Consider the following 21,695-nt stretch of genomic DNA (forward strand, 5'->3'; position numbering starts at 1 on the left):
TAAAATCTGGAGTGGCTATTGATTGCTCCAGAGGCGCTACATCTTAGTAGAAAAATTAATCAAATCCTCCTCAAAGTCCATCGGGGCTTTTGGATGGCCTTTACCTCTTTTTTCTACTAAGATTTAGCCTCGCTGAGGCTACTTTTTTTATGCGCTTAATCTGATAGTTTCCATTTCAACCTTGGAAAGGCTATTTGGGCCGAAACACCTTTATCACGGCTTCGTTGGTTTCCAAAAACGGCCCACCAATCAAATCAATGCAATACGGAATGGCGGGAAAAACGGCATCCAAGCACTGACGTATCGCCGATGGTTTTCCTGGCAAATTGACAATCAGCGTTTTGCCCCGAATCCCTGCCGTTTGTCGGGATAATATGGCCGTGGGCACGTACTGCAAACTCACCTGCCGCATCAGTTCTCCAAACCCAGGCATCATTTTATGGCAAACGGCCTCGGTAGCTTCGGGAGTGACATCGCGGGGTGCGGGGCCCGTTCCGCCGCACGTCACGACCAAACAGCAATCTTCTTTGTCGGCCATTTCGACAAGGGCTTGACTAATCAAATGTTGCTCGTCTGGAATGACCCGATACACAGGTTCCCAAGAACTGGTCAGGTATTCGTTGAGCGTTGACACAATCGCCTTCCCTGGAATGTCTTCATAAACGCCCGCACTGGCGCGGTCTGAAACGTTAATAATGCCTATTTTAATCATCATGGAACAGTTTATTTATAGCAACCGTTTAAAAAGAAAGCCCATTCAGTTCGGTAAATCCGAAGGTAACTTGATAAATTTGGGCAAAAATAACAAGGTCATGAATACATTCGCCAAAGATACCCTGCGATTACACGAATTACGCCATACAAGCTGCCGTGAAGATATTTTAGAAATTTTACAAAACCGAGCTTCTGCGCTTTCGCACGGGGATTTAGAAAATGGCTTAAAAGACCGCTACGACCGCGTTACCATTTACCGTACTCTAAAAACCTTTGTTGATAAAGGCATTATTCATAAGGTTTTGGACGAAGATGGCCTTCGCTATGCCTTGTGTAAAGATGCTTGCCAAGAACATAATCACCACCACGACCACGTTCATTTTAAATGCCAAATGTGCGGCAAAACCACTTGTTTGGAAGATATTCACGTTCCGTCTCTGGCCTTACCCGCAGGTTTCAAATCCAAAGAAGTAAATTTATTGATTCAAGGTACTTGTTCGATTTGTAATAAGTAACTTTTACCGTTAACTAAAACAAATTGATTTTCTGAGCATTAGCAGCAACTTTTGTCGTAAAGAATACCCTCACTTTAAATTTCTATACGACAATGAAACAGTTATCCATGCTAACCGCAGCACTTCTTTTTTTGAATGTGCTTTCTCTGAATGCTCAGTCCATAACCCTTACGCCCAATACAAATGGCAATCCCCAAGAAGGCCGATTGTATTATGATAATTCGGCTAAAGATCTTCGGTTCTGGAATGGGTCGGTATATGTACCAGTTGGTAACTCGGGTAGCCCAACGCCAGGTTGGGTCAATTCGGGGGCAAACCTCTACAATGCCAATACGGGCAACTTGGGCGTAGGCACCGAATCGCCTACCTCAAAACTTACGATACGTCATAATTTCTCCAACATCCTCTCACTTCAAAACCTCAACACGTTAAGCACGGGTTTAACCAACTCTATTTTGTTTGGAGGCAGTAACTACACCACTGGAATTATCTCTACCATTGGCACCTCTAGTTCGGCAGCTCGCATGACTTTTTCAACGGGCTATTCGTTTTCGGGGGGCGTTTTCAACATGCAAGAACGACTGAGCATTGCCAATGATGGAAAAGTAGGGGTCAATCAACCTTTGCCCCAAGCAACGTTGGATGTGGGTGGAAGCATTCGTTTTTCGGGGAGCAATCCTGCGGCCTTTGTAGTAACGGCAACCTCAGGAGTCAACACCTATTCCTCACTTCCGTTTTCGGGTTCACCTACCTTGATAACTTCCGCAGGAGGCAAATGTTACGCCATCAGAATTGACCACCCGATGTGTAACAATAACGCCAATGCCATATTGATGGTAACTGCCCAGGTGTCAACCTTCGGCGGGGTGCAATACAATAACGGCTATTGGTACTTGATACCAAGCAGCAACGAACGCTACACAGTAGGTCGGTTCAGCGCGCGACTTGGTTGTACCGACACAGCGGCTTGCGTTGATGCACTTTTTATTGGCGACCGAGAGTCGGAGTATTTTTTTAATGGCAATAAATTCAATGTGCTGATAATTCAGAATTGACCAACAACGGGGATTTCGGTTTTGAGAAACCTCTTCCGCCAGATTTGAGAATCTGGCGACACATTGTGTGCAGTCGGTTACTCCTAACCGACAAAAAGGTTTCTCAAAACCTTGGCTTTATTCGGTTTTGAGAAACCTCTTCCGCCAGATTTGAGAATCTGGCAGCACATCGCACGGATTAATGACGACCGCCGCGTCCGCCACCGCCTCCAAATCCACCTCGGAATCCTCCGCCGCCATAACTTCTTGGCGATGAATACGATTGGTACGACTGTCGAGGTTGCATTTGATATGTTCTCGCCGATTCGTTACGGTACGTTTGTCGTCCCGAATATCCATTTGCCACCCGAGGACTCGCCGAACGTGGCATGTTTAAGATACGGTTTTCGGGAGAGAAACCAGACCGATGAGCGTAATAACCAGCGGGGTAACGACGCACGTAAAAAGAGTTATTTAACCAAGGACGTCGGATGCCTTGATTAAGCATGACGATATAGGCCGAATTAAGGTTTATCCCAGCATACATACTTGGCAAAAAGGCCGATGAAGCCCAAATACCCGCATTGTTGTACCAAAATAGTTGAGACGACAAGTCGTAATACATGCCGTAATCGGGCAAATAATAGTACTGAACACCCGCGACCGCAGCGCCTTGAGGAGCCCAAGTGGGAGGTACATAACTTTGGTAAGTAGTACCCGAAGCGATGGTGTATGTATTAGGCGAACAAGAATCGAGGGTAAAAAGGGTAGCGAAAGCGACTACCCCTATGCCGATAAATCGGCGTACTCCTTCAAACGGAGCGTGCTTTAGCGTTTTCATGACAATGTTTGTTTTAAAGGATAATACTTACTGAACATTTTACGAACACTCGAATTAATTTGGTTTTGAATGCGGTTGATTTTGCCGCTCAAAGTGCCCTGAGCCACCCCTTCCCAAAGTACTTCTTTGGTTTTTGCATCCAAAATGTCAATGACCAATGTTCCTTCGGTGTATTGGGTTTGGTAAGGGTAGCCCCCGCCCCATCCCATCATTCCATACGGATAAAAACCGCCCCAACGTCCCCATCCACCGAAGTAGGGATAAAAACCACCTGAGTAATTGGTGCGGCGTTGTTGCTGGGTGTAAGTATGAAACTGAATGAGTGCATCAGGAGCCTCTTCGTCTTCCTTCATCCCACGGGCGAGCAACTCCGCCCCCACGGACTGCTTGACGGTGGCCGAAAGCAAATCGCTATTATACATCGGATTAGGCCCCGCTTTGACGTCAGGACGTAACCAAGCAAAGGTTTTGTACTTACCCAAATCGGCAGTGGGGTTGATTCCTGCACTTACTTGGGCGAAAGCAGCTGAAACGGTCAGGGCAATCATCCCGAAAACCACTGACCCCATTTTTACGAACGTTTTCATTGTTTTCTAGCTATTAATTGGGTTATTTTCATGACCAAAAGAATACTACGATTCTGTAGAAAATCTGTAGAAAACTGCATTTAACCGTATTTTTTCAACTTTTAACAGGTTGAACGCATTAAAAAAGTAGCCTCAGCGAGGCTAAATCTTAGTAGAAAAAGGTGCAAAGGCCATCCAAAAGCCCCATCGGGGGGATTTCATTCATTTTTCTACTAAGATGTAGCTCCTTTGGAGCAATCAATAACAAGGACTTCTTGACCGCATTCATCTGCGCTAATCAGCGGGTAAAATTTTAATATTTCAACTTTAGAGAAGGGTTGACACAACACATTGGCCTCAAAACACGTATTTGTGTTTATAAGAATATTTCGTAGAACCGATGAACCCATCACTACCCAACTAACCAACTTTCTAAGTTCATCTCCTGTAAGCCCCCAACCAACCCAATACGTTTGTTGAAGGGCATTTACACCACCAAATCCTATGAAAATCTTAATCATCGAAGACGAAACCTCCTTGGCCCAACCCTTACGCGAATACCTCACGGGTGAAGGCCACGTATGTGAATGGGTAGCTACGTTCCAAGCAGCAGAAGAAAAAATTGGGGTCTATGAGTACGATTGCGTACTGGTTGACATCATGCTCCCTGGTGGCTCGGGGCTCGATTTAGTTGACTCCCTCAAAAAAATGCAGCCCCACGCTGGCGTCATTATTATTTCGGCCAAAAATGCCCTCGACGACAAAATTTTAGGGCTTGAACTTGGCGCCGACGACTATTTAACAAAGCCGTTTCACTTATCGGAATTGAATGCACGTATCAAATCCATTCAACGGCGGCGGCAGTTTGCGGGAAACCGCGAGATTAAATTTGGCGACATTCGGATTGTACCTGACTCCAAAGAAGTGTGGGTAAATGATTCGGAAATCGTGCTTACCCGTAAAGAATACGATTTGTTGATGTACTTGGTCGCCAACGCCAACCGAGTATTGAGTAAAGGCTCAATTTCCGAACATTTGTACGGCGATGAAATCGACCAAGCCAACAGCTTCGATTTTCTTTATTCACACATGAAAAATCTACGAAAAAAATTATCCGAACAAGGCTGCCCCGACTACATTCAAACGGTGTATGGGGTAGGTTATAAATTTGCCGCATGACGCTCATCACCAAAGCCACTCGCTCCTTCTTACTAGCTTGCCTTGCCGCCTTGGCCGTGGGGGGAGTGAGTTGCTTTTGGTTTTTGCACAAAATCATGGACAACGAAGCCTCAGAGCAGTTGCTCCACGAAAAAGAACAAGTGGAAGACTATGTCAATGAAATTGGAGTTTTACCCAAACGCTGGTTTTCTATTTCCGATAGCCTTTGGGCTATTCGCACCCATCCTCCCGTTCCGATGCTGATGGGTGACACCGTTTTGTTTAGTACCGTCCAAAAAGAATACCTAGCTTATCGTCAACTTAGTTTTGGGATTGCGACGCTCAACGGCTATTATCAAGTTAATATCCGAAAAGCGCTGTACGAAACCCAAGGTCTCAAACAAGCCCTTTTGCTCGCTTTTTCGGGCTTGAGTATTGTCTTAGTAGGATTATTATTCTTTATCAATTACCGCCTTTCCAAAAGCCTATGGAAGCCTTTTTATCGCACCCTTGATACCCTCAAAACGTTCCAATTGGCGCAAAAAGAGCCTCTGATGTTTCGGAGAACGAGCATCACCGAATTTCAAACGCTCCAGTCCAATCTGACGAAATTGACCAATCAACTTCGGCAAGATTACCAAAGCCTCAAAACTTTTACCGAAAACGCCTCGCACGAATTGCAAACGCCGCTGGCCGTCATTGCGTCCAATTTAGACTTACTCATTCAAGCCCCCAACCTTACCGAAGAACAACTCGAACGCATCGGTAATCTGATTGAAACGGTGGGCAATTTGTCTAAAATGAACCACAGTTTATTGCTGTTAACAAAAATAGAAAACGGTCAATTTGCCGACTCCGTGGAGCTTGATTTGAGTTCGTTGCTTTCAGAAAAAATCGACCTTTGGGAGCCACTCATTCAAGACAAAGGCTTAACCCTTCACCAGCAGATTGCGCCTAATGTTCGCCTCAACATCAATAAATTGTTGGTGGATGTATTGCTGAACAACCTACTTGGCAATGCCCTCAAACACAACCAACCCAATGGCAGCATTCGGGTTGAACTCAGCAAGAGCACCCTTATTTTATCCAATACAGGCCCCCAACCTACCCTTCCCGTTGACCAACTTTGGGAAAGATTCAGCAAAGGCTCTTCCCGTACCGATTCCGTTGGGTTAGGGCTCGCACTTGTCAAACAGATTGCCGACACCTATCATTTCCCTATTTCTTACCACTTCCAAGACGGTTGGCACCGCATCCAAATCTCATTTAACATTTCTTAACACTCAGGGCAAAGTTTCTACAGAATCTCTACAAAATCTCGCCGTAATCTTGTTGCATCAATCAGCCACAAAGGCGTTGACAAACGATTCTTACAACCTATAAACAACGAAAAAGCCATGAGTCAACATTGGAAACAGCTCGCCTTGGTAGGGTTAATCTCAGGGGGAGTTTCAGTCGGAGCCTTAGAATTGCTCCACCAAACAAATCAAAATGTTATATTGAAAGAAGCGCCGTTAGCTTCGTTGGCCAAGCTCACTTCCGCAGGAGGCCCCGCTGGCGTGCCAGGTGATTTTACCTACGCCGCTGATGTTTCAATGCCTGCCGTCGTACACATTACCTCGACTATCAAAACGAGGGGAGAAAGTGCCCAACAACTTCAGATTCCAGAAGCGTTCCGTGAGTTTTTTGGCGACCGCGCCCCCAACATGCCACAAGGCGGCCCGCAAAAACAACAAGCGTCGGGATCGGGGGTAATTATTAGTCCTGACGGGTACATTGTCACCAACAACCACGTCGTTGAAGGAGCCGAAGAATTGGAAGTTGTTCTAAACAATAAACACACGTACAAAGCCAAAGTCATTGGTACTGACCCTTCTACGGACTTAGCAGTGATTCAAATTTCGGCTAAAGACCTTCCTGCCTTGTCGTTTGGAAACTCGGACGCGGCCAAAATTGGCGAATGGGTTGTGGCCGTTGGTAATCCATTTAACTTGGAATCGACTGTTACGACGGGGATTATTAGTGCCAAAGGTCGTGGATTGGGTATCATTGGTCAAAAACAACAAAACGAATTTAGCGGTCCTGCGCGTAAAAGCGACTCTCCGCTTGAGTCTTTCATCCAAACAGATGCCGTCGTGAACCCTGGTAATTCTGGAGGTGCGTTGGTCAACCTCAAAGGTGAATTGATAGGCATCAACACCGCAATCGCTAGTCCAACAGGAAGTTACGCAGGCTATTCGTTTGCCGTACCGTCTAATTTGGTCAAAAAAGTAGCAGGCGATTTGATTAAGTACGGTAACGTACAACGTGGTTATTTGGGCATTATGCTCGACGAATTGGACAGCAAAAAAGCCGATGAGTACGGTGTCAAAGAAACTGAAGGGGTTTACGTAAAATCGTTTTCGCCCAACAGTGCCGCCAAAGAAGCAGGTCTAAAACCTGGGGACGTTATTTTGAAAGTCGATGGCAACAACGTAAATACTGTACCTCAATTGCAAGAATTGATTGGTCGTAAACAACCTGGGGAATCGGCAAAACTCACCATCAGCCGCGACGGCAGTGTCAAAGACGTGGCCGTGACGCTTCGTAACCGCGACGGTGGAAATCAATTATTGAAACCCGATGCCGCCGAAATTGTCTTGAATGATCTTGGGGTTCAGCTCCAGGACTTGTCGCCCCGCGAAAAAACAGTTTTGAAAGAAAACGGCATTGAAGGAGGCGCCAAAGTAGGCAACATTGAAGCAGGAAAACTTTCAAGAGCAGGCGTACAAGAGGGATTCATCATCACCAAGTTGAACGGTAAGCCGATTCACTCCGTGCAAGAATTCAAAAGCGCTATTGAAGGCAAGAAAGGAACAAGGGTTCAAATCGAAGGGATTTATTCCGACGAGCCTACCGACAGTTTTACGTTTGGATTTAGCGTTTAAACGTAAATTCATGGCTGTGTTAAGAGAAGTAAACGCACTCGGCAGATTGTCGAGTGCGTTTCTTTTATGACTATCGAGGGCCTTTTTTGCCCTCGTTGCGTTTAGCATACCAAGGACGTTGTCCACTCTTTGCCTTGGCGGCAGCTCCTTGTTCAGGGGCATTGCCCGACGGCTTAGGTCTAGCTCTTTGGAAGTTGTTTGATTTTTGAGCTGCTGGCTGTTGACTAGACTTAGCAGCCTCATTTCCAGGCTTCTGACTCTGTGGATACGGGTGTTCTTCGACCACAGGAATCACCTTGTCAATCAGTTTTTGAATATCTTTCAACGACTTACGCTCTTCGGTTTCGCAAAAAGAGTAGGCCGTTCCCGAAGCGCCCGCCCGCCCTGTCCGACCGATACGGTGAACGTAAGTTTCGGGAATGTTTGGAATTTCGTAATTGAATACGTGCGCCAATTCATCCACGTCGATACCACGCGCGGCAATGTCTGTCGCTACCAAAACACGGGTTGTTTTTGCTTTAAAGTTGCTCAACGCATTTTGGCGTGCATTTTGAGATTTGTTTCCGTGGATTGACTCCGCCTTGATGTTATGACGCATCAGTACTTTCATCACCTTATCTGCCCCAAATTTAGTACGCGTAAAGACCAGTGCATTCTCAATTTTTGGGTCTTCCAACAAGTGAATCAACAAATTTGCTTTGTTTTCTTTGTCCACAAAATACACCCGTTGTTGAATCAAATCCACCGTAGAAGACACAGGAGTCACCTCTACTTTTTCGGGTTCGTGCAAAATGGTATCGGCCAATTTGACAATCTCAGGGGGCATTGTGGCCGAGAAAAACAGCGATTGTCGGCGCGGAGGCAATACCGCAATCACTTTCCGAACGTCATGCACAAAACCCATGTCCAGCATTCGGTCGGCTTCGTCCAACACAAAGATTTCGAGATGTTTAAGGCTTACAAAGCGTTGGGCCATCAAGTCCAACAAACGCCCAGGCGTTGCCACTAAAATATCCACACCGTTGTGAAGGGCATCCGTCTGACGTGCTTGTTTTACCCCTCCAAAAATAACGGTATGTTTCAAACCCGTATAACGGCCATAAGAGGCCAAACTTTCCCCGATTTGAATCGCTAGCTCGCGGGTTGGCGTCAGAATTAGGGCTTTTATGGCGCGTTGTTTCGCATTTCGGTGCAATTGCCGCTCCGACAAAAGTTGAAGTATAGGAATGGCAAAAGCGGCGGTTTTTCCCGTTCCCGTTTGGGCACATCCGAGCAAATCTTTTCCGTTTAAAACAATCGGAATGGCTTCGGCCTGAATCGGGGTTGGAGTTTTGTATCCCTCAGCCGTTAGTGCGCGGCGAATAGGGTCAATTAATTGAAGTGAGTCAAATGTCATGTAATCTTGTATAAATAAAAAAACGTGGAAAGTAGCTACTTCCCACGCTCATCGGGTAACTATACCGCAAAGATAGGTAAATAATTACAACGACTTAATTTTTAAATTCTTCCAGTTCACTTTGATACCTCCACCGTCGTGAATTTGAAGGGCAATTGACCCGTTTCCAGCGCCAATTTTCTCGTCGTTGATGTCCACCATTTCGTGTCCGTTCAACCACGTACGAACGCGCGGCCCCTCTGCTCTTATTTTAAGGGTATTCCATTCCCCAAACTTCAAAAAGCCTTCTTTCTCATCGGGAATCTGAATCAACCAACCACGGCCGTACGATTCGTAAATTCCGCCCGTATCGTGGTTTGGAGGCGCTACTTCTACCTGCCAGCCGCTAATTTTGGTGCTACCATCAGGAATATTTGAACGAATAAATACGCCACTGTTGCCATTAGCCCCTTGTTTGAAATCGACCGATAGTTCAAAGTTCTTGTAAGTTTTGGTCGTTGCTAAGTATCCATAACCTTTGTCAGGACCACTTTCACAGATCAATTCGCCGTCTTGAACGAACCATTTTTCGGTACCATATACCTTCCAGCCCGTGAGGTCTTTACCGTTAAATAAATTTTCTTTTTTTTGAGCCATGGCCCCCGTTGTCAACGCCAACGAGCAGGCAGCAATTAGAAATGGTTTACGTAGATTTGAGAGAAACATTACTTTAAAGGATAAACGGTTAGTGTAAATAATTGTCATTGCAAAACAAGTCTTTTTTAACGTGAAAACCTCATTTTTTCTTACCTCCGCCCTCATTATTGGTAGCTTTTTTTCAACAAAAGCGCAAGATAATGCCCCCGTAAGCCTTCAAGAGCTTTGGAAATCGGACACGCTCCTCCGCACGCCAGAGTCGGTTTTGTACGACCCCAAAGGAAAACAATTGTTTGTGGCCAACATCAATAAAATGAACGTTGATAACCCCGACGGCGACGGTTTTATTTCCATTTTGAGCACCGATGGGAAAATCAAAAACCTCAAGTGGACGACAGGGCTTAATGACCCAAAAGGCATGGGTATTGTAAAAAAATCGTTGTTTGTAGCTGATTTAAAAGACCTTGTCGAAATCGACTTAACCTCAGGAGCCATCCTGAAACGCCACGCGGCCGTTGGTTCGGTGATGCTCAATGACGTAAGTGTAAGCCCCAAAGGAGAAATTTTTGTGAGTGATTCGCGGGGGCATAAACTGTACCGGTACACCGATGGAAAATTAGAATTGTTTTTGGATGACCCTAATTTGCAAGGCCCTAATGGCGTTTTTGCCGAAAAAGAGCACCTCATTGTAGCTTCCGCAGGAACGGGCAATTTGTGGAAGTTGGATTATGACACCAAGAAATTCAGTTCATGGGCCATGACCAACAAAACCGCCGACGGGATTCTTCGTCATGGCGACAACTACCTAATCTCGTGCTGGCACGGCGAAATTTACTGCGTTAAACCAGACGGAAAAGTTTGGAAACTCATTGACAGCAAAAGTCCGCAGGTAAATACGGCAGATTTTGGGTTTATTCCGAATAAAAAAACGGTTTTAGTCCCTAACTTTTATAAAAATACGGTGACTGCTTACATGATAAAATAGTATTTTTGAACCATATAAGTCATATAAGTTCTTATAATCCCTTATATGACTTATATGGTTCAAAACATCCCCACGATGGAAATCTTCCTCAGTCTTTGCTTAGGAGTAGGATTAGCCGCTTGCTCAGGTTTTCGGGTATTTGTGCCCTTGCTCATCAGCAGCTTGGGCATTCATTTTGGCATCGTCAATGTCGATACAGGCTTTGAATGGATGGGAACGTGGACAGCCATCGCCGTCCTAGCCAGTGCCACCGTGCTCGAAATTGGCGGCTATTACATCCCTTGGGTCGATAATCTTTTAGACACCATCGCCACCCCCGCCGCTGTAGCCGCAGGCACTTTGTTAACCACTTCTTTTATCGAAATCGACAATCCATTGTTACAGTGGGGATTAGGCATCATCATGGGCGGAGGAACCGCTGGTTTCATCCAAGCAGGCACGAGCCTTGTCCGACTGGCTTCCACCAAATTCAGCGGGGGGCTGGCCAACCCCGTCGTCTCCACCGTCGAAAATGTCACCGCCATCGGCTTTTCACTTTTCACCTTTTGGTTGCCCGTGGTCGCTTTTGTATTGGTCGTTTTATTTATCGTTTGGTTACTACAAAAGTTATTAGCTCGAAAAAGTAAAACCACTTAAATCTAGGCTTTTAGCCATATACGCGTCTCTGCCTGCAAAAAAAGAAACATGAAAACCAACCGTCGCGACTTTGTCAAACAACTTGGAATTGTATCGGCTTCTACGGCTGCTGTTCCTCACTTCAATATCATTAAAAGCCTAAACGACAACAAAATCCGAATTGCTACCATTGGAATGGGAATTCAGGGTTTTCAGGACACCAAAGCCGCTTTACGTACCGATATGTGTGAGCTGGTTGCGGCGGCAGACTTGTACGACGGGCGGCTTGCTCACGTAAAAGAAACGTTTGGTAATCACGTATTTACCACCCGCGACTACCGCGAAGTACTTGAACGAAAAGACGTGGATGCGGTTCTCATCGTTACGCCCGACCACTGGCACGACCGCATTTCGATTGCCGCCCTCAAAAAAGGCAAACACGTTTACTGCGAAAAACCAATGGTGCAAAACATCGAAGAGGGAGCAGCCGTCATTGCCGCCGCAAAAGCCGCAGGAAAGGTAATGCAAGTAGGTAGTCAACGCATTAGCGGGGCGGCTTTTCAGGAAGCAAAACGATTGGTGGAAGCTGGTGATATTGGAAACATTAATTTTATCGAATCCACCAACGACCGTTTTAATGCCATTGGCGCGTGGCAATATTCTATCCCGACCGATGCCTCTCCCAAAACCATCGACTGGGAAACATTTCTAGGCGACGCCCCCAAACGTGCATTCGACCCCGTTCGCTTTTTTCGCTGGCGCAACTACCGCGACTACGGCACGGGTGTAGCGGGCGATTTGTTTGTCCACCTCATTACGGGCGTTCACTTTGTGACAGGTTCGCTGGGGCCTAGTCGAATTTATTCCTCAGGGCAGCTTTCGTATTGGAAAGATGGCCGCGACGTACCCGATGTCATGGTAGCAAGCATGGAATACCCCGCCCAAGGCAAATTTGACGCGTTTCAAATGGTACTAAGGGTTAATTTTGCCAACGCAGGTTCCATCAAAAACGTTACCCGCATCGTTGGTAACGAAGGTGAAATTACCTTTGGTGGTGATTCTCTCACGCTTACCAAGCGTAAATTGCCAGCTGCGCCAGGCTATGGCAACGGCGAAAGCTTCGGTACATTTTCGGACGCCCAACAAAAAGAATATTTAGCGGCCTACGACGCCAAATACCCCGCCGATTCGCGCACACCTGAGCCCGTCAAAGAAGTAAAATTTGACGCTCCCCAGGGCGATGACGCCCATAAAAATCACTTTGCTAACTTTTTTGAAGGCATCAAAGACAACAAACCCGTTATCGAAGGACCGTTGTTTGGTTTCCGTGCCGCAGCGCCCGTTTTGGCCTGTAACAAAAGCTATTTTGAGAAGAAAGTAGTAAAATGGGATGCCAAAAATCTCAAACTTTTACCGTAGCGAATGCTATTACTCATTCTAACTACAACGACTTTGGCGATTGGGATTAGGATTTTGGTAAACCCTTTATCCAACGTTTTCCAAAAATACCTAACCCAGCGCCAAGCCAATCCTCTGTTTATTGTCACTTGTACCTACGGGTTTCTCAGTTTGGGTTGCCTAGGTTACTTATTGGCAGTTTCCCCTTCCAGCCTACCCAGCTCTTTTTGGCAAAACTCCCTTATTTTTAACATTTTAGCGGTAGGAGGCAACTATTTTTTGGTCAAATCTCTCCAACACGGCGACTTGTCCGTTTTAGGACCAGTCAATGCCTATAAATCGTTAGTCAGCCTAGTTTTTGGATTATTTTTATTGAGAGAAATTCCCAATCGTTGGGGTGTCATGGGAATGTTGTTGATTGTGGCGGGAAGTTATTTTGTCTTGAGTCAATCAGGTTCTAAAAATGTACTGAGCTGGAAATTATTCCAACAACCTGAAGTACGATACCGTTTTTTCGCCCTGTTTCTTTCTGCCACCGATGCCTTATTTTTGAAGAAAATCATCATCGCTACAACCCCTACGTTGGCGTATGTTTCGTGGTGTATGGGGGGCTTTTTTTTCTCGCTAATTGGGCTACTTTTTCTACAGAAAAATGAACCACTTTTACCTCAATTCCAAGCACTTAAAGCTTACAAATGGCATTTCTTAGCCCTTGCTATTTCAACGGGATTGATGCAACTTTCGACCAACTTTGCCTTTGAAGGCATTCAGGTTAGTTATGCGTTGGCTTTATTTCAAATTTCGGCGCTGGTAAGTGTATTTTTTGGAGTACACTTTTTTCAAGAAACTCAATTTTGGAAAAAACTAGCAGGAGCTTCGGTAATGGTCGTTGGGGCTGTTCTGATTATTTTGTTCAAATAATTCGGTCAGACGGTAGTCAGACCGTACAAGCAGGCCAATGGTCTGACTATCGTCTGACCTGTGTGGATAATCCTAAACCTGCTTTGTCAGTAAGGCTCAAAAAGCCATCTTCTAACACAAAACCACCCGAAACCACGTCTTCGGCAAGGTCAAAACTTCCGTCTAAATCTAAATAACGGGTAGTTGGGCAGGCAAAAGCAGCGTGCAAAGCCGCAGTAATGCTAACGATACTTTCATCGTTACAGCCCCAAAAGAGGTCAATAGCTGCATTTTTGGCAATAGTAGCAATCTCAAAAGCATTGAGAACGCCCCCACATTTCATAAGTTTAATGTTAAAAACCCCAAACGGCTGAGGGTGTTGGGCAAGCGTTAACGCGGCATTGGCATTTTTGAGCGATTCGTCCGCGACGAGGTTCTTTCTTAGTTCAGCCTCAAGCGATAGCAGGGAAGCCTCCTCTCCTACCAACAGCGGTTGTTCGATGACCTCAATCCCCACATTTTCAGTGGCTTTTGCAAATTTTTTTAACTCGCCCAACCGATACCCTTGGTTGGCGTCCACCCGAATTTTGAACGTAGAACCGTAACATTCGTGCAGTTTCAAGACCCGCTCAATGTCTTCTTCTACCACCTCTCCCGTCTTTATTTTTAACACCTTAAATCCTAGCTTTCGGTATTCTTCGGCCTCTTTCAATGTTTCTTCCACCGACATAATCCCGATGGTAACGGAGGTAGGAAGTGAAGTTATTTTTTTTCCGTAGAGCTCCACAATGGGGATTCCAAGGTACTGGCCAAACGCATCGTGCAGCGCAATGTCCACCACGGCCTGCGTACCAGGGAGCATTGGAAAGGCTTGGCAAGTTTCAAATATTAGTTGCCTAAAATGACGAATATCTCGTCCAACAAACCTTTGAAAAAAATCTGACTGCAATTGAAGAAAAGTCTGCGTACCCGTTTCACCCACTACTTCTTCCGCTGGGCTGGCCGCTCCGAGCCCAACGATGCCATTTTCAAGTTCAATTTCCAAGAAAACATTTTCCGCGTCCGTAAACGTATAACCTGCAATGGCATAAGGCTTACTCAAGGCCAGTTTTTTGAGAAAAGGTCGAACGCAGGTAATTTTCATAAAGTGTTGATTTTATACCAAAAGTAGTTGAAGCCGCTCCACAATTTCCTGAACCCCTTGTTCCAAAGGCAACACCACAGGAATTGACAATCTTGAACGATATTCTTGCTGAAAATCAAGGGCTTCTTGATGGGTACAACCTTCGGTATTTAGGGCAAGAGCCATTACTTTTGACCCAAATTTTTCAATGATTTCGATTTCAGACTCCACCGACGGGATTTTACCCCAATGCGCCTCATTGTCAAAATAGGTACGTTTTGGGGCGTGTACCAATACCACATACTTGGCTTGACCCGAAATCAAAAACTCCAAACCACACGGGCCACTGGGGTTTCGGAGCGACGATTGTCCCTCTACCAAAATCAGGTCGGCATTGGTTTCTTTCCAACACGCAACAATGGCGTGTTCGACCTCGCCCGACACAAAATCATTGAGCGTTGAATCAAAAATAAAACCGTATTTTCCGCCTTGTAACCAGCCCGTTTGCCCCGTATAAATCATTTGGGCATTTATCTCTTTTTGTTCACAAGCCTGACGAATCAACCTTGCCGTGGTGCGTTTTCCTAGGGCACAATCCATCCCAATCACCGCCACAATCGGACAGCTTACGTCGTAAATCTCCCCCGTCCAAAAATGCAAATCTTTGCGGGCTTTGGGTTTACGAACGTCAATGAGCTGGACATTATGTTGGGCAGCAAGCGACGCAATTTCAGGTTTTTCCGACAAATATTCGTGCAAGCCATTCACAATGCAAAGTCCATTTTTAATAGCCTCCTCCACAATCGTGAGCATATCGGGTGGCAAAACCCCTCCCACCGTTGCGACCCCAATGATTAGATAATCAACTGACAACAAATACTTTAAGCTTTCTGACAAGGTACTAAAAATGGGAATATTTCGATTTTTGCCATCCAATACCTCACCTGCATCTTGCCCAGCGGTGGGTGCATCAATCACTCCCACGATGGTATATCGCTCCGTGCCACGAATCAGGCCGTGAGCCGTTTTGGCGTCGTTAGTACTTAAAAGGCCATTGGTTAAAATGAGCGCATTGTTACTTTTCATTTTAATTTTATTGCGCAGATTTGATAAATGATTGAAGTTGAGCCGTGTATTCTTCGATTTGCTGCTGTTTTTGTTCCGTCGTCCAGCCCAATTCTTGCGCCATCAAATCGGCCACAATTGGCAAGGCTTCCAACACAGCCTCCCAGTCCAGAATTTCCAAACGTGTACGGCGGGCAAACACATCACGCAAGGTCAAGGCCATTTCTTCCCGAATTTGGTAGATAACTTCTGCCTGAATGAAAGGATACTTATCCACCAAGCGTTGCGCCCAAAGGATATTTTCTTGCGTCAGACGCGCGACTTTGTGCGCCCTACTTCCGTATTTACGAATGAGGTTTTTGGCTATATCTTTGGCCAAACGATATACCGTTTGGATAATTTTCCAATCTTCAAACGCATAATCTTCTCCCCCTACCAAGACATGTTGCGCCGTCGTGCAATCGCGCTCTACTCCCAACAATTCACAGGCTTTGTCGATGGTATCTTTGGCCATGTAACGGTAGGTTGTCCATTTTCCTCCCAACAAACTTACCAAATTCGACGTAGGGTCATGTTCAACTTCGTGGTCACGAACCAGCTTTTTGGTAGAAGCCGACTCGCTCGCCGCCAATAAAGGCCGCAACCCACCAAAACCCGCTTTTACCTGCGACTTATCGGGTCGTTTGGCCAAGTACCTAGTAAGTGTATCCAACAGAAAATCAACCTCTTGGTCATCCAAAACAGGTTCTTTGTCCAAATCTTTGTAATCCGTATCAGTTGTTCCCAACAACAATTGCCCCTCAAACGGAATCGCAAAAACGACACGCCCATCGCTGGTTTTAGGAATGAGCATAGCGTCATCACTTTTCAGCACTTCATACGGCAACACCACGTGTACTCCTTTACTGGGACGAATGCGTTTGGACAACTTTGGATTAGCCATCAAGCGAACGTGATCGGCCAATGCCCCTGTACAATTGATAAATAATTTTGCTTTTATCCCAAACGTAGCCTCCCCTTCGGTTGGCCTTACTTGGGCCTCGGCAAGTTTACCATTGGTATCTTTTTTTACCCCAACCAATTCCGTATAATTTGCCACGGCCACACCTGCTTCTTCGGCTGCGTGGGCCAAAGCCAAACAATAACGAGCGTCGTCGAGCTGACCATCGAAGTACAAAACTGCGCTGTGCAATTTTTTTGCATCCAAAGAAGGCATCCTCAAAAGCGTCTCTTTTTTACTTAACCAACGGCTCTTAGGCAAGGCATCGCCTTTGGCAAAAAAGTCGTACATCCGCAAGCCAATGGTAAAGTAAAGCCCTTCAAACCAACTAAAAACAGGCGTTAATAAGGGCAATGGTCGGGCCAAATGGGGAGCATTTTGGAGTACAATTTGGCGTTCTTCCAAGCCGTGTCGTACCTGTTTTAATTGAGCAAAATCAAGGTTTTTAAAGGCTTGTTCAAGGTATCGAACTCCCCCATGAATCAGCTTTGTCGATTTCGATGAAGTTTCAGAGGCAAAGTCCTTTTTTTCAATCAATGCCACTTTGAAGCCACGCAAAGCCGCGTCGAGCGCACAACCTGCCCCGCTGGCTCCGCCTCCAATGATACAAATGTCAAACGTTTCATTTTGAAGACGTTGCAAATTTTTTGAGCGATTCATGGGAATGAGTTTTGAGTGTAACGTTATAACTTTTCTAGTCGAGCCACCCCATCCGTGATACCCACGACGTGACAAACCAGTTTTTTGTTGAATCGACTGAGGTAAGCGACGTTCATCTTTTCGATAAAAGAAGCTACCTGCGGTGTCTCAACGACATTGATGGTACACCCCCCAAAACCACCGCCCATCATGCGCGAGCCTAGGACTTCGTTGAGCGAAACCGTTTGTTCTACCAAAAAATCAAGTTCTTCACAACTTACCGCATAATCTTCACTCAACCCTTTGTGGGTTTCGTACATCTTTTGGCCAAACGCGGCCAAATCATCCCGTTGCAAATCTTCGCACGCGCTTACCACTCGTTCAATTTCTCCCACGACATACCGACAGCGTCGATAAACATTTTCAGGAAAATCGGCTTTGTGCTCCTCAACTTGAGTCAATCGAACATCACGCAAGCTTAAAACGGATGGATAAAATTGTTGTAAAATTGCCACCCCTTGTTCGCATTCTTGGCGGCGGGTATTGTAGGACGATTCAGCCAATGTATGCTTTACCCCAGAGTTACAAAGTACCAACTGGTAGTTTTCAAAATCAAACGGGAAATACTCAAAGGATAAATCGCGGCAATCGAGGCGAATAACAGAATGGGCCTTACCATGAATAGACGCAAACATATCCATGATACCACACTGAAGACCTGCGAAATTATGTTCAGCACGTTGTGCAGCGAGGGCAAGTTGTAAACGAGGGACTTGCAAACCAAACAACTCACTTAACGCCCAGCCCATTCCACTTTCTACAGCCGCCGAAGACGAAAGTCCCGCGCCGTTTGGCACATCGCCACCAAAGGCAACTTCAAAACCCGTTGGAATATCAAAACCATCCTTTATCAGTTCGCTAGTTATTCCAATGAGGTAATTAGCCCAGCTTTTAGGGGATTTAATGAGTGTATCCAAATGAAACTCAAACGCATCGTTCAAATCAGCTGCGTAAACTTTACAAAGTTGATCGGTACGAGGAGCAATCGCAAAATAAATGGCTTTATCGATAGCGGCAGGCAAGACAAACCCATTGTTATAATCGGTATGTTCGCCAATAAGATTGATACGACCAGGAGCACGTACGACGAAGGAGGGTGATTTTCCAAAAATTTGTTGAAAGTCCTCGGCAATTTTTTCTGAATACAAATACACGCTAAATAGTTGGTTTGTGGGTCTTTAGTAAGACACAAAAATAGGCAGATTCGGGAGGGATACACAATTTTTAGGGAGAATGTTGTTAAAAGTCGCAAAAACATTTATTTTTGCACCCGCGTTCGACAAGAACAGGTCCCGTAGCTCAGCTGGATAGAGCAACAGATTTCTAATCTGTCGGTCTTAGGTTCGAATCCTAACGGGGTCACCCTTTCGAGTTGTAACGACTCACCAAGCGCCTTAAACACGATTTAAGGCGCTTTTTTTATGTTTTCACCCCGTAACGAATCGCCATAAATCGAAAAATGTTATAGAAATTGTTACACAAAGTTTCAATTCCAAAATGGTACGATTTAAAGTCTTATTTGTTTAGACTTCGATAAGTTCCCAACGCGTTTCAATTCCAAAATGGTACGATTTAAAGTCCATTTCAAACATATCAGCCCCAGTTCCAGCCACGTTTCAATTCCAAAATGGTACGATTTAAAGTTTTGTTTAAGATGTATTTCAAGACTTTTCCGCCCTTGTTTCAATTCCAAAATGGTACGATTTAAAGAAAAGACGGGGAAACGCCACGACAACGTAGTTCGGTTTCAATTCCAAAATGGTACGATTTAAAGACCAAACGGATTTGATACCAGGAAAGATGGCACGTTGATTCAATTCCAAAATGGTACGATTTAAAGCTTTGTATGCCCCCTTCATTATCGCCCACCCCACGTGTTTCAATTCCAAAATGGTACGATTTAAAGTCTTATTTGTTTAGACTTCGATAAGTTCCCAACGCGTTTCAATTCCAAAATGGTACGATTTAAAGAAAGCACAACTCTCCATCGTTATGACGCCATGACTTGGTTTCAATTCCAAAATGGTACGATTTAAAGAAAACAAGAAGGCGTCTGGCAGTTTTAAATTCTTGTTTCAATTCCAAAATGGTACGATTTAAAGTTCCATCTTGACGCTTTTGCGTGAGATGAAAGTGGTGTTTCAATTCCAAAATGGTACGATTTAAAGCTAAGGTATGCTTCTGATAACAATCTTCTTGCACTGTTTCAATTCCAAAATGGTACGATTTAAAGTCACCAGCATGGTAGTTGCTCAGGATGATGGTGAGTTTCAATTCCAAAATGGTACGATTTAAAGCATGCCTAAGCCATCACAGGCCGTAGCAACCTACGGGTTTCAATTCCAAAATGGTACGATTTAAAGACCGCCGCCACCGTTATCAACGATTCCTAAGTCTGTTTCAATTCCAAAATGGTACGATTTAAAGATTCGTGTGCAGCATCGGTAGGAACGATAGGCGTGTTTCAATTCCAAAATGGTACGATTTAAAGAACGGGAGCTGTCGCCCTAAGCACAACCGACGTGCCGTTTCAATTCCAAAATGGTACGATTTAAAGCTGACGATGCGTGTACACCCGCTACGGCTTTCAAACGGGTTTCAATTCCAAAATGGTACGATTTAAAGGCCCGTGTCCAGCATATACAAGTTCAGACTTATTCGGTTTCAATTCCAAAATGGTACGATTTAAAGGGTACTGAACACCCATCAGTCACGTATCCCTCTGGGAGTTTCAATTCCAAAATGGTACGATTTAAAGTCTACCGAAAGCTGCTTACTCGAAACCAATTCGGCGAGTTTCAATTCCAAAATGGTACGATTTAAAGAAACAATCACGTAGCAGCTATATTTCTCGCTCATTTGTTTCAATTCCAAAATGGTACGATTTAAAGTGCAATTGCTCTTTGTCGGTAACCAAGAACACCTTTGTTTCAATTCCAAAATGGTACGATTTAAAGGCCAAAGATGATGTCAAGTTGATCGTGATAACTTAGGTTTCAATTCCAAAATGGTACGATTTAAAGAAAATTGGATTAAAAGGTTTAGGTTATTTTAAGCAGTTTCAATTCCAAAATGGTACGATTTAAAGGCTGTACGGAAGTCCCACTCGGCGGCTTTTACGAAGTTTCAATTCCAAAATGGTACGATTTAAAGCAAGCGTTTCCCCGTCAATGTGTCCAAGTACACGTGTTTCAATTCCAAAATGGTACGATTTAAAGGTATCATTTTTTGCATCAAAAGGCAAAGAATCACAGTTTCAATTCCAAAATGGTACGATTTAAAGTTTTGCGCCGTCTCCAATCTTCGCATCGTCGCCAAGTTTCAATTCCAAAATGGTACGATTTAAAGCGGTACGGCTACCCTGTTGATCCGAGCGGGAAAAACTGTTTCAATTCCAAAATGGTACGATTTAAAGTTGTTGAAGCACAGGCCAAAACCTCAGAAGTAAGCAGTTTCAATTCCAAAATGGTACGATTTAAAGCGATGGAATGAGCTCGGTATGAAAGCCCAAACCAAGTTTCAATTCCAAAATGGTACGATTTAAAGTCTCACAACCTGACCCGTGCCCAAGTAGATTACCATGTTTCAATTCCAAAATGGTACGATTTAAAGCAGTAAATTTTGCTAACCATCGCCGCCGTCCCGCTGTTTCAATTCCAAAATGGTACGATTTAAAGCAATCCGCTTACTATGCCAAAAGACAATACATTGGCTGTTTCAATTCCAAAATGGTACGATTTAAAGCTGAGGTTTTGGCCTGTGCTTCAACAAGGTCTTTGTGTTTCAATTCCAAAATGGTACGATTTAAAGTCATTGTAACGGTCGCCCAAAATGCACAGTTGTTTTGTTTCAATTCCAAAATGGTACGATTTAAAGCGCCAAACTGGTAAAATTGATGACCTCCCACCACAAAGTTTCAATTCCAAAATGGTACGATTTAAAGTTTCACTCAAATAGAAATCATACACTATATCCATGTTTCAATTCCAAAATGGTACGATTTAAAGAACCCCAATGGCCGTAACAATCAAGCCGATTGGATGTTTCAATTCCAAAATGGTACGATTTAAAGCACAAATGCTCTATGTCTTCGCCCAAGATTCTCAACGGTTTCAATTCCAAA

18 protein-coding genes, 1 tRNA gene and 1 CRISPR repeat array (1 of these 20 only partly in view) are annotated in these 21,695 nt (G+C 44.7%); of the genes, 10 read left to right on the plus strand and 9 right to left on the minus strand.

All coding sequences use genetic code 11. From position 1 onward, the window contains the following. Positions 1 to 190 precede the first annotated feature (190 nt). Positions 191 to 712, minus strand: coding sequence for a molybdopterin adenylyltransferase (gene mog / locus AC23P2_RS07650; RefSeq protein ID WP_487772692.1), 522 nt, complete (start codon positions 710 to 712; stop codon positions 191 to 193). Between the two features lie 100 nt (positions 713 to 812). On the opposite strand from mog, the gene AC23P2_RS07655 reads away from it, so the two are divergent. Further along, positions 813 to 1,229 (plus strand): Fur family transcriptional regulator, encoded by a 417-nt coding sequence (locus tag AC23P2_RS07655; protein ID WP_028525574.1) that lies wholly within the window; start codon positions 813 to 815, stop codon positions 1,227 to 1,229. A 92-nt stretch (positions 1,230 to 1,321) separates the two neighbouring features. Then, positions 1,322 to 2,284 (plus strand): hypothetical protein, encoded by a 963-nt coding sequence (locus tag AC23P2_RS07660; protein ID WP_487772639.1) that lies wholly within the window; start codon positions 1,322 to 1,324, stop codon positions 2,282 to 2,284. Between the two features lie 178 nt (positions 2,285 to 2,462). Here AC23P2_RS07660 and AC23P2_RS07665 read toward each other — a convergent pair whose 3' ends face one another. Together AC23P2_RS07665 and AC23P2_RS07670 are read right to left on the minus strand one after the other, a co-directional pair. Beyond that, positions 2,463 to 3,104 (minus strand): hypothetical protein, encoded by a 642-nt coding sequence (locus AC23P2_RS07665; RefSeq protein WP_487772640.1) that lies wholly within the window; start codon positions 3,102 to 3,104, stop codon positions 2,463 to 2,465. Further along, positions 3,101 to 3,691, minus strand: coding sequence for a DUF4136 domain-containing protein (locus AC23P2_RS07670; RefSeq protein ID WP_487772641.1), 591 nt, complete (start codon positions 3,689 to 3,691; stop codon positions 3,101 to 3,103). The genes AC23P2_RS07665 and AC23P2_RS07670 overlap by 4 nt, the downstream gene beginning before the upstream one ends. Positions 3,692 to 4,174: 483 nt before the next feature. On the opposite strand from AC23P2_RS07670, the gene AC23P2_RS07675 reads away from it, so the two are divergent. From AC23P2_RS07675 to AC23P2_RS07685, 3 genes are all read left to right on the plus strand, one after another. Then, positions 4,175 to 4,849, plus strand: coding sequence for a response regulator transcription factor (locus AC23P2_RS07675; RefSeq protein WP_487772642.1), 675 nt, complete (start codon positions 4,175 to 4,177; stop codon positions 4,847 to 4,849). After that, positions 4,846 to 6,108 carry a sensor histidine kinase gene (locus tag AC23P2_RS07680; RefSeq protein ID WP_487772643.1) on the plus strand — a complete coding sequence of 421 codons (1,263 nt, stop codon included), beginning with the start codon at positions 4,846 to 4,848 and terminating at the stop codon, positions 6,106 to 6,108. Before AC23P2_RS07675 ends, AC23P2_RS07680 begins: the two co-directional genes overlap by 4 nt. Positions 6,109 to 6,225: 117 nt before the next feature. Beyond that, positions 6,226 to 7,755, plus strand: a complete 1,530-nt coding sequence (locus AC23P2_RS07685) for a Do family serine endopeptidase (RefSeq protein WP_487772644.1) — start codon at positions 6,226 to 6,228, stop codon at positions 7,753 to 7,755. Between the two features lie 70 nt (positions 7,756 to 7,825). Here the strand turns inward: AC23P2_RS07685 and AC23P2_RS07690 are convergent, their stop codons facing one another. After that, complete coding sequence (locus tag AC23P2_RS07690; RefSeq protein WP_487772645.1) at positions 7,826 to 9,151, minus strand: DEAD/DEAH box helicase; 1,326 nt, start codon at positions 9,149 to 9,151, stop codon at positions 7,826 to 7,828. Between the two features lie 84 nt (positions 9,152 to 9,235). After that, positions 9,236 to 9,856, minus strand: a complete 621-nt coding sequence (locus AC23P2_RS07695) for a 3-keto-disaccharide hydrolase (protein WP_487772646.1) — start codon at positions 9,854 to 9,856, stop codon at positions 9,236 to 9,238. Between the two features lie 61 nt (positions 9,857 to 9,917). On the opposite strand from AC23P2_RS07695, the gene AC23P2_RS07700 reads away from it, so the two are divergent. The 4 genes from AC23P2_RS07700 to AC23P2_RS07715 all read left to right on the plus strand — a co-directional run bounded on the left by AC23P2_RS07700 (position 9,918) and on the right by AC23P2_RS07715 (position 13,706). Next, positions 9,918 to 10,772 carry an SMP-30/gluconolactonase/LRE family protein gene (locus AC23P2_RS07700; RefSeq protein WP_487772647.1) on the plus strand — a complete coding sequence of 285 codons (855 nt, stop codon included), beginning with the start codon at positions 9,918 to 9,920 and terminating at the stop codon, positions 10,770 to 10,772. A gap of 75 nt (positions 10,773 to 10,847) precedes the next feature. After that, the gene (locus AC23P2_RS07705; RefSeq protein ID WP_472488496.1) at positions 10,848 to 11,408 is read left to right on the plus strand and encodes a DUF4126 domain-containing protein; all 561 of its coding nucleotides are present in this window, start codon (positions 10,848 to 10,850) and stop codon (positions 11,406 to 11,408) included. Between the two features lie 48 nt (positions 11,409 to 11,456). Then, a complete protein-coding gene (locus AC23P2_RS07710) occupies positions 11,457 to 12,806 on the plus strand; it encodes a Gfo/Idh/MocA family protein (protein ID WP_122930603.1) in 1,350 nt (449 codons plus the stop codon). A gap of 3 nt (positions 12,807 to 12,809) precedes the next feature. Then, positions 12,810 to 13,706 carry an EamA family transporter gene (locus AC23P2_RS07715; protein WP_487772648.1) on the plus strand — a complete coding sequence of 299 codons (897 nt, stop codon included), beginning with the start codon at positions 12,810 to 12,812 and terminating at the stop codon, positions 13,704 to 13,706. A 46-nt stretch (positions 13,707 to 13,752) separates the two neighbouring features. Here the strand turns inward: AC23P2_RS07715 and AC23P2_RS07720 are convergent, their stop codons facing one another. Genes AC23P2_RS07720 through galK form a run of 4 tightly spaced genes read right to left on the minus strand, consistent with a single transcriptional unit; the run spans position 13,753 to position 18,726 of the window. Continuing rightward, positions 13,753 to 14,829 carry a mandelate racemase/muconate lactonizing enzyme family protein gene (locus AC23P2_RS07720; protein ID WP_487772649.1) on the minus strand — a complete coding sequence of 359 codons (1,077 nt, stop codon included), beginning with the start codon at positions 14,827 to 14,829 and terminating at the stop codon, positions 13,753 to 13,755. 12 nt (positions 14,830 to 14,841) lie between these two features. Further along, the gene (locus AC23P2_RS07725) at positions 14,842 to 15,894 is read right to left on the minus strand and encodes an N-acetyltransferase DgcN family protein (protein ID WP_487772650.1); all 1,053 of its coding nucleotides are present in this window, start codon (positions 15,892 to 15,894) and stop codon (positions 14,842 to 14,844) included. Between the two features lie 7 nt (positions 15,895 to 15,901). Next, positions 15,902 to 17,533, minus strand: a complete 1,632-nt coding sequence (locus AC23P2_RS07730; protein ID WP_487772651.1) for a glycerol-3-phosphate dehydrogenase/oxidase — start codon at positions 17,531 to 17,533, stop codon at positions 15,902 to 15,904. A 23-nt stretch (positions 17,534 to 17,556) separates the two neighbouring features. Further along, positions 17,557 to 18,726: a galactokinase gene (galK, locus tag AC23P2_RS07735; RefSeq protein ID WP_487772652.1), complete on the minus strand. Its 1,170-nt coding sequence runs from the start codon at positions 18,724 to 18,726 to the stop codon at positions 17,557 to 17,559. A gap of 134 nt (positions 18,727 to 18,860) precedes the next feature. Here galK and AC23P2_RS07740 point away from each other — a divergent pair. Beyond that, positions 18,861 to 18,934, plus strand: a tRNA-Arg gene (locus AC23P2_RS07740). Between the two features lie 121 nt (positions 18,935 to 19,055). Then, positions 19,056 to 21,695: a CRISPR direct-repeat array (repeat unit 30 nt; unit sequence GTTTCAATTCCAAAATGGTACGATTTAAAG) (it continues 11,450 nt past the right edge of the window).

The sequence above is a fragment of the Runella sp. R0.1_18 genome, assembly GCF_057652155.1.

Excerpts from the sequence above, each read along its gene's own strand:
- mog (WP_487772692.1), bottom strand. The coding sequence starts at position 712 with ATGATTAAAATAGGCATTATTAACGTTTCAGACCGCGCCAGTGCGGGC.
- AC23P2_RS07655 (WP_028525574.1), top strand. The coding sequence starts at position 813 with ATGAATACATTCGCCAAAGATACCCTGCGATTACACGAATTACGCCAT.
- AC23P2_RS07660 (WP_487772639.1), top strand. The coding sequence starts at position 1,322 with ATGAAACAGTTATCCATGCTAACCGCAGCACTTCTTTTTTTGAATGTG.
- AC23P2_RS07665 (WP_487772640.1), bottom strand. The coding sequence starts at position 3,104 with ATGAAAACGCTAAAGCACGCTCCGTTTGAAGGAGTACGCCGATTTATC.
- AC23P2_RS07670 (WP_487772641.1), bottom strand. The coding sequence starts at position 3,691 with ATGAAAACGTTCGTAAAAATGGGGTCAGTGGTTTTCGGGATGATTGCC.
- AC23P2_RS07675 (WP_487772642.1), top strand. The coding sequence starts at position 4,175 with ATGAAAATCTTAATCATCGAAGACGAAACCTCCTTGGCCCAACCCTTA.
- AC23P2_RS07680 (WP_487772643.1), top strand. The coding sequence starts at position 4,846 with ATGACGCTCATCACCAAAGCCACTCGCTCCTTCTTACTAGCTTGCCTT.
- AC23P2_RS07685 (WP_487772644.1), top strand. The coding sequence starts at position 6,226 with ATGAGTCAACATTGGAAACAGCTCGCCTTGGTAGGGTTAATCTCAGGG.
- AC23P2_RS07690 (WP_487772645.1), bottom strand. The coding sequence starts at position 9,151 with ATGACATTTGACTCACTTCAATTAATTGACCCTATTCGCCGCGCACTA.
- AC23P2_RS07695 (WP_487772646.1), bottom strand. The coding sequence starts at position 9,856 with ATGTTTCTCTCAAATCTACGTAAACCATTTCTAATTGCTGCCTGCTCG.
- AC23P2_RS07705 (WP_472488496.1), top strand. The coding sequence starts at position 10,848 with ATGGAAATCTTCCTCAGTCTTTGCTTAGGAGTAGGATTAGCCGCTTGC.
- AC23P2_RS07710 (WP_122930603.1), top strand. The coding sequence starts at position 11,457 with ATGAAAACCAACCGTCGCGACTTTGTCAAACAACTTGGAATTGTATCG.
- AC23P2_RS07715 (WP_487772648.1), top strand. The coding sequence starts at position 12,810 with ATGCTATTACTCATTCTAACTACAACGACTTTGGCGATTGGGATTAGG.
- AC23P2_RS07720 (WP_487772649.1), bottom strand. The coding sequence starts at position 14,829 with ATGAAAATTACCTGCGTTCGACCTTTTCTCAAAAAACTGGCCTTGAGT.
- AC23P2_RS07725 (WP_487772650.1), bottom strand. The coding sequence starts at position 15,894 with ATGAAAAGTAACAATGCGCTCATTTTAACCAATGGCCTTTTAAGTACT.
- AC23P2_RS07730 (WP_487772651.1), bottom strand. The coding sequence starts at position 17,533 with ATGAATCGCTCAAAAAATTTGCAACGTCTTCAAAATGAAACGTTTGAC.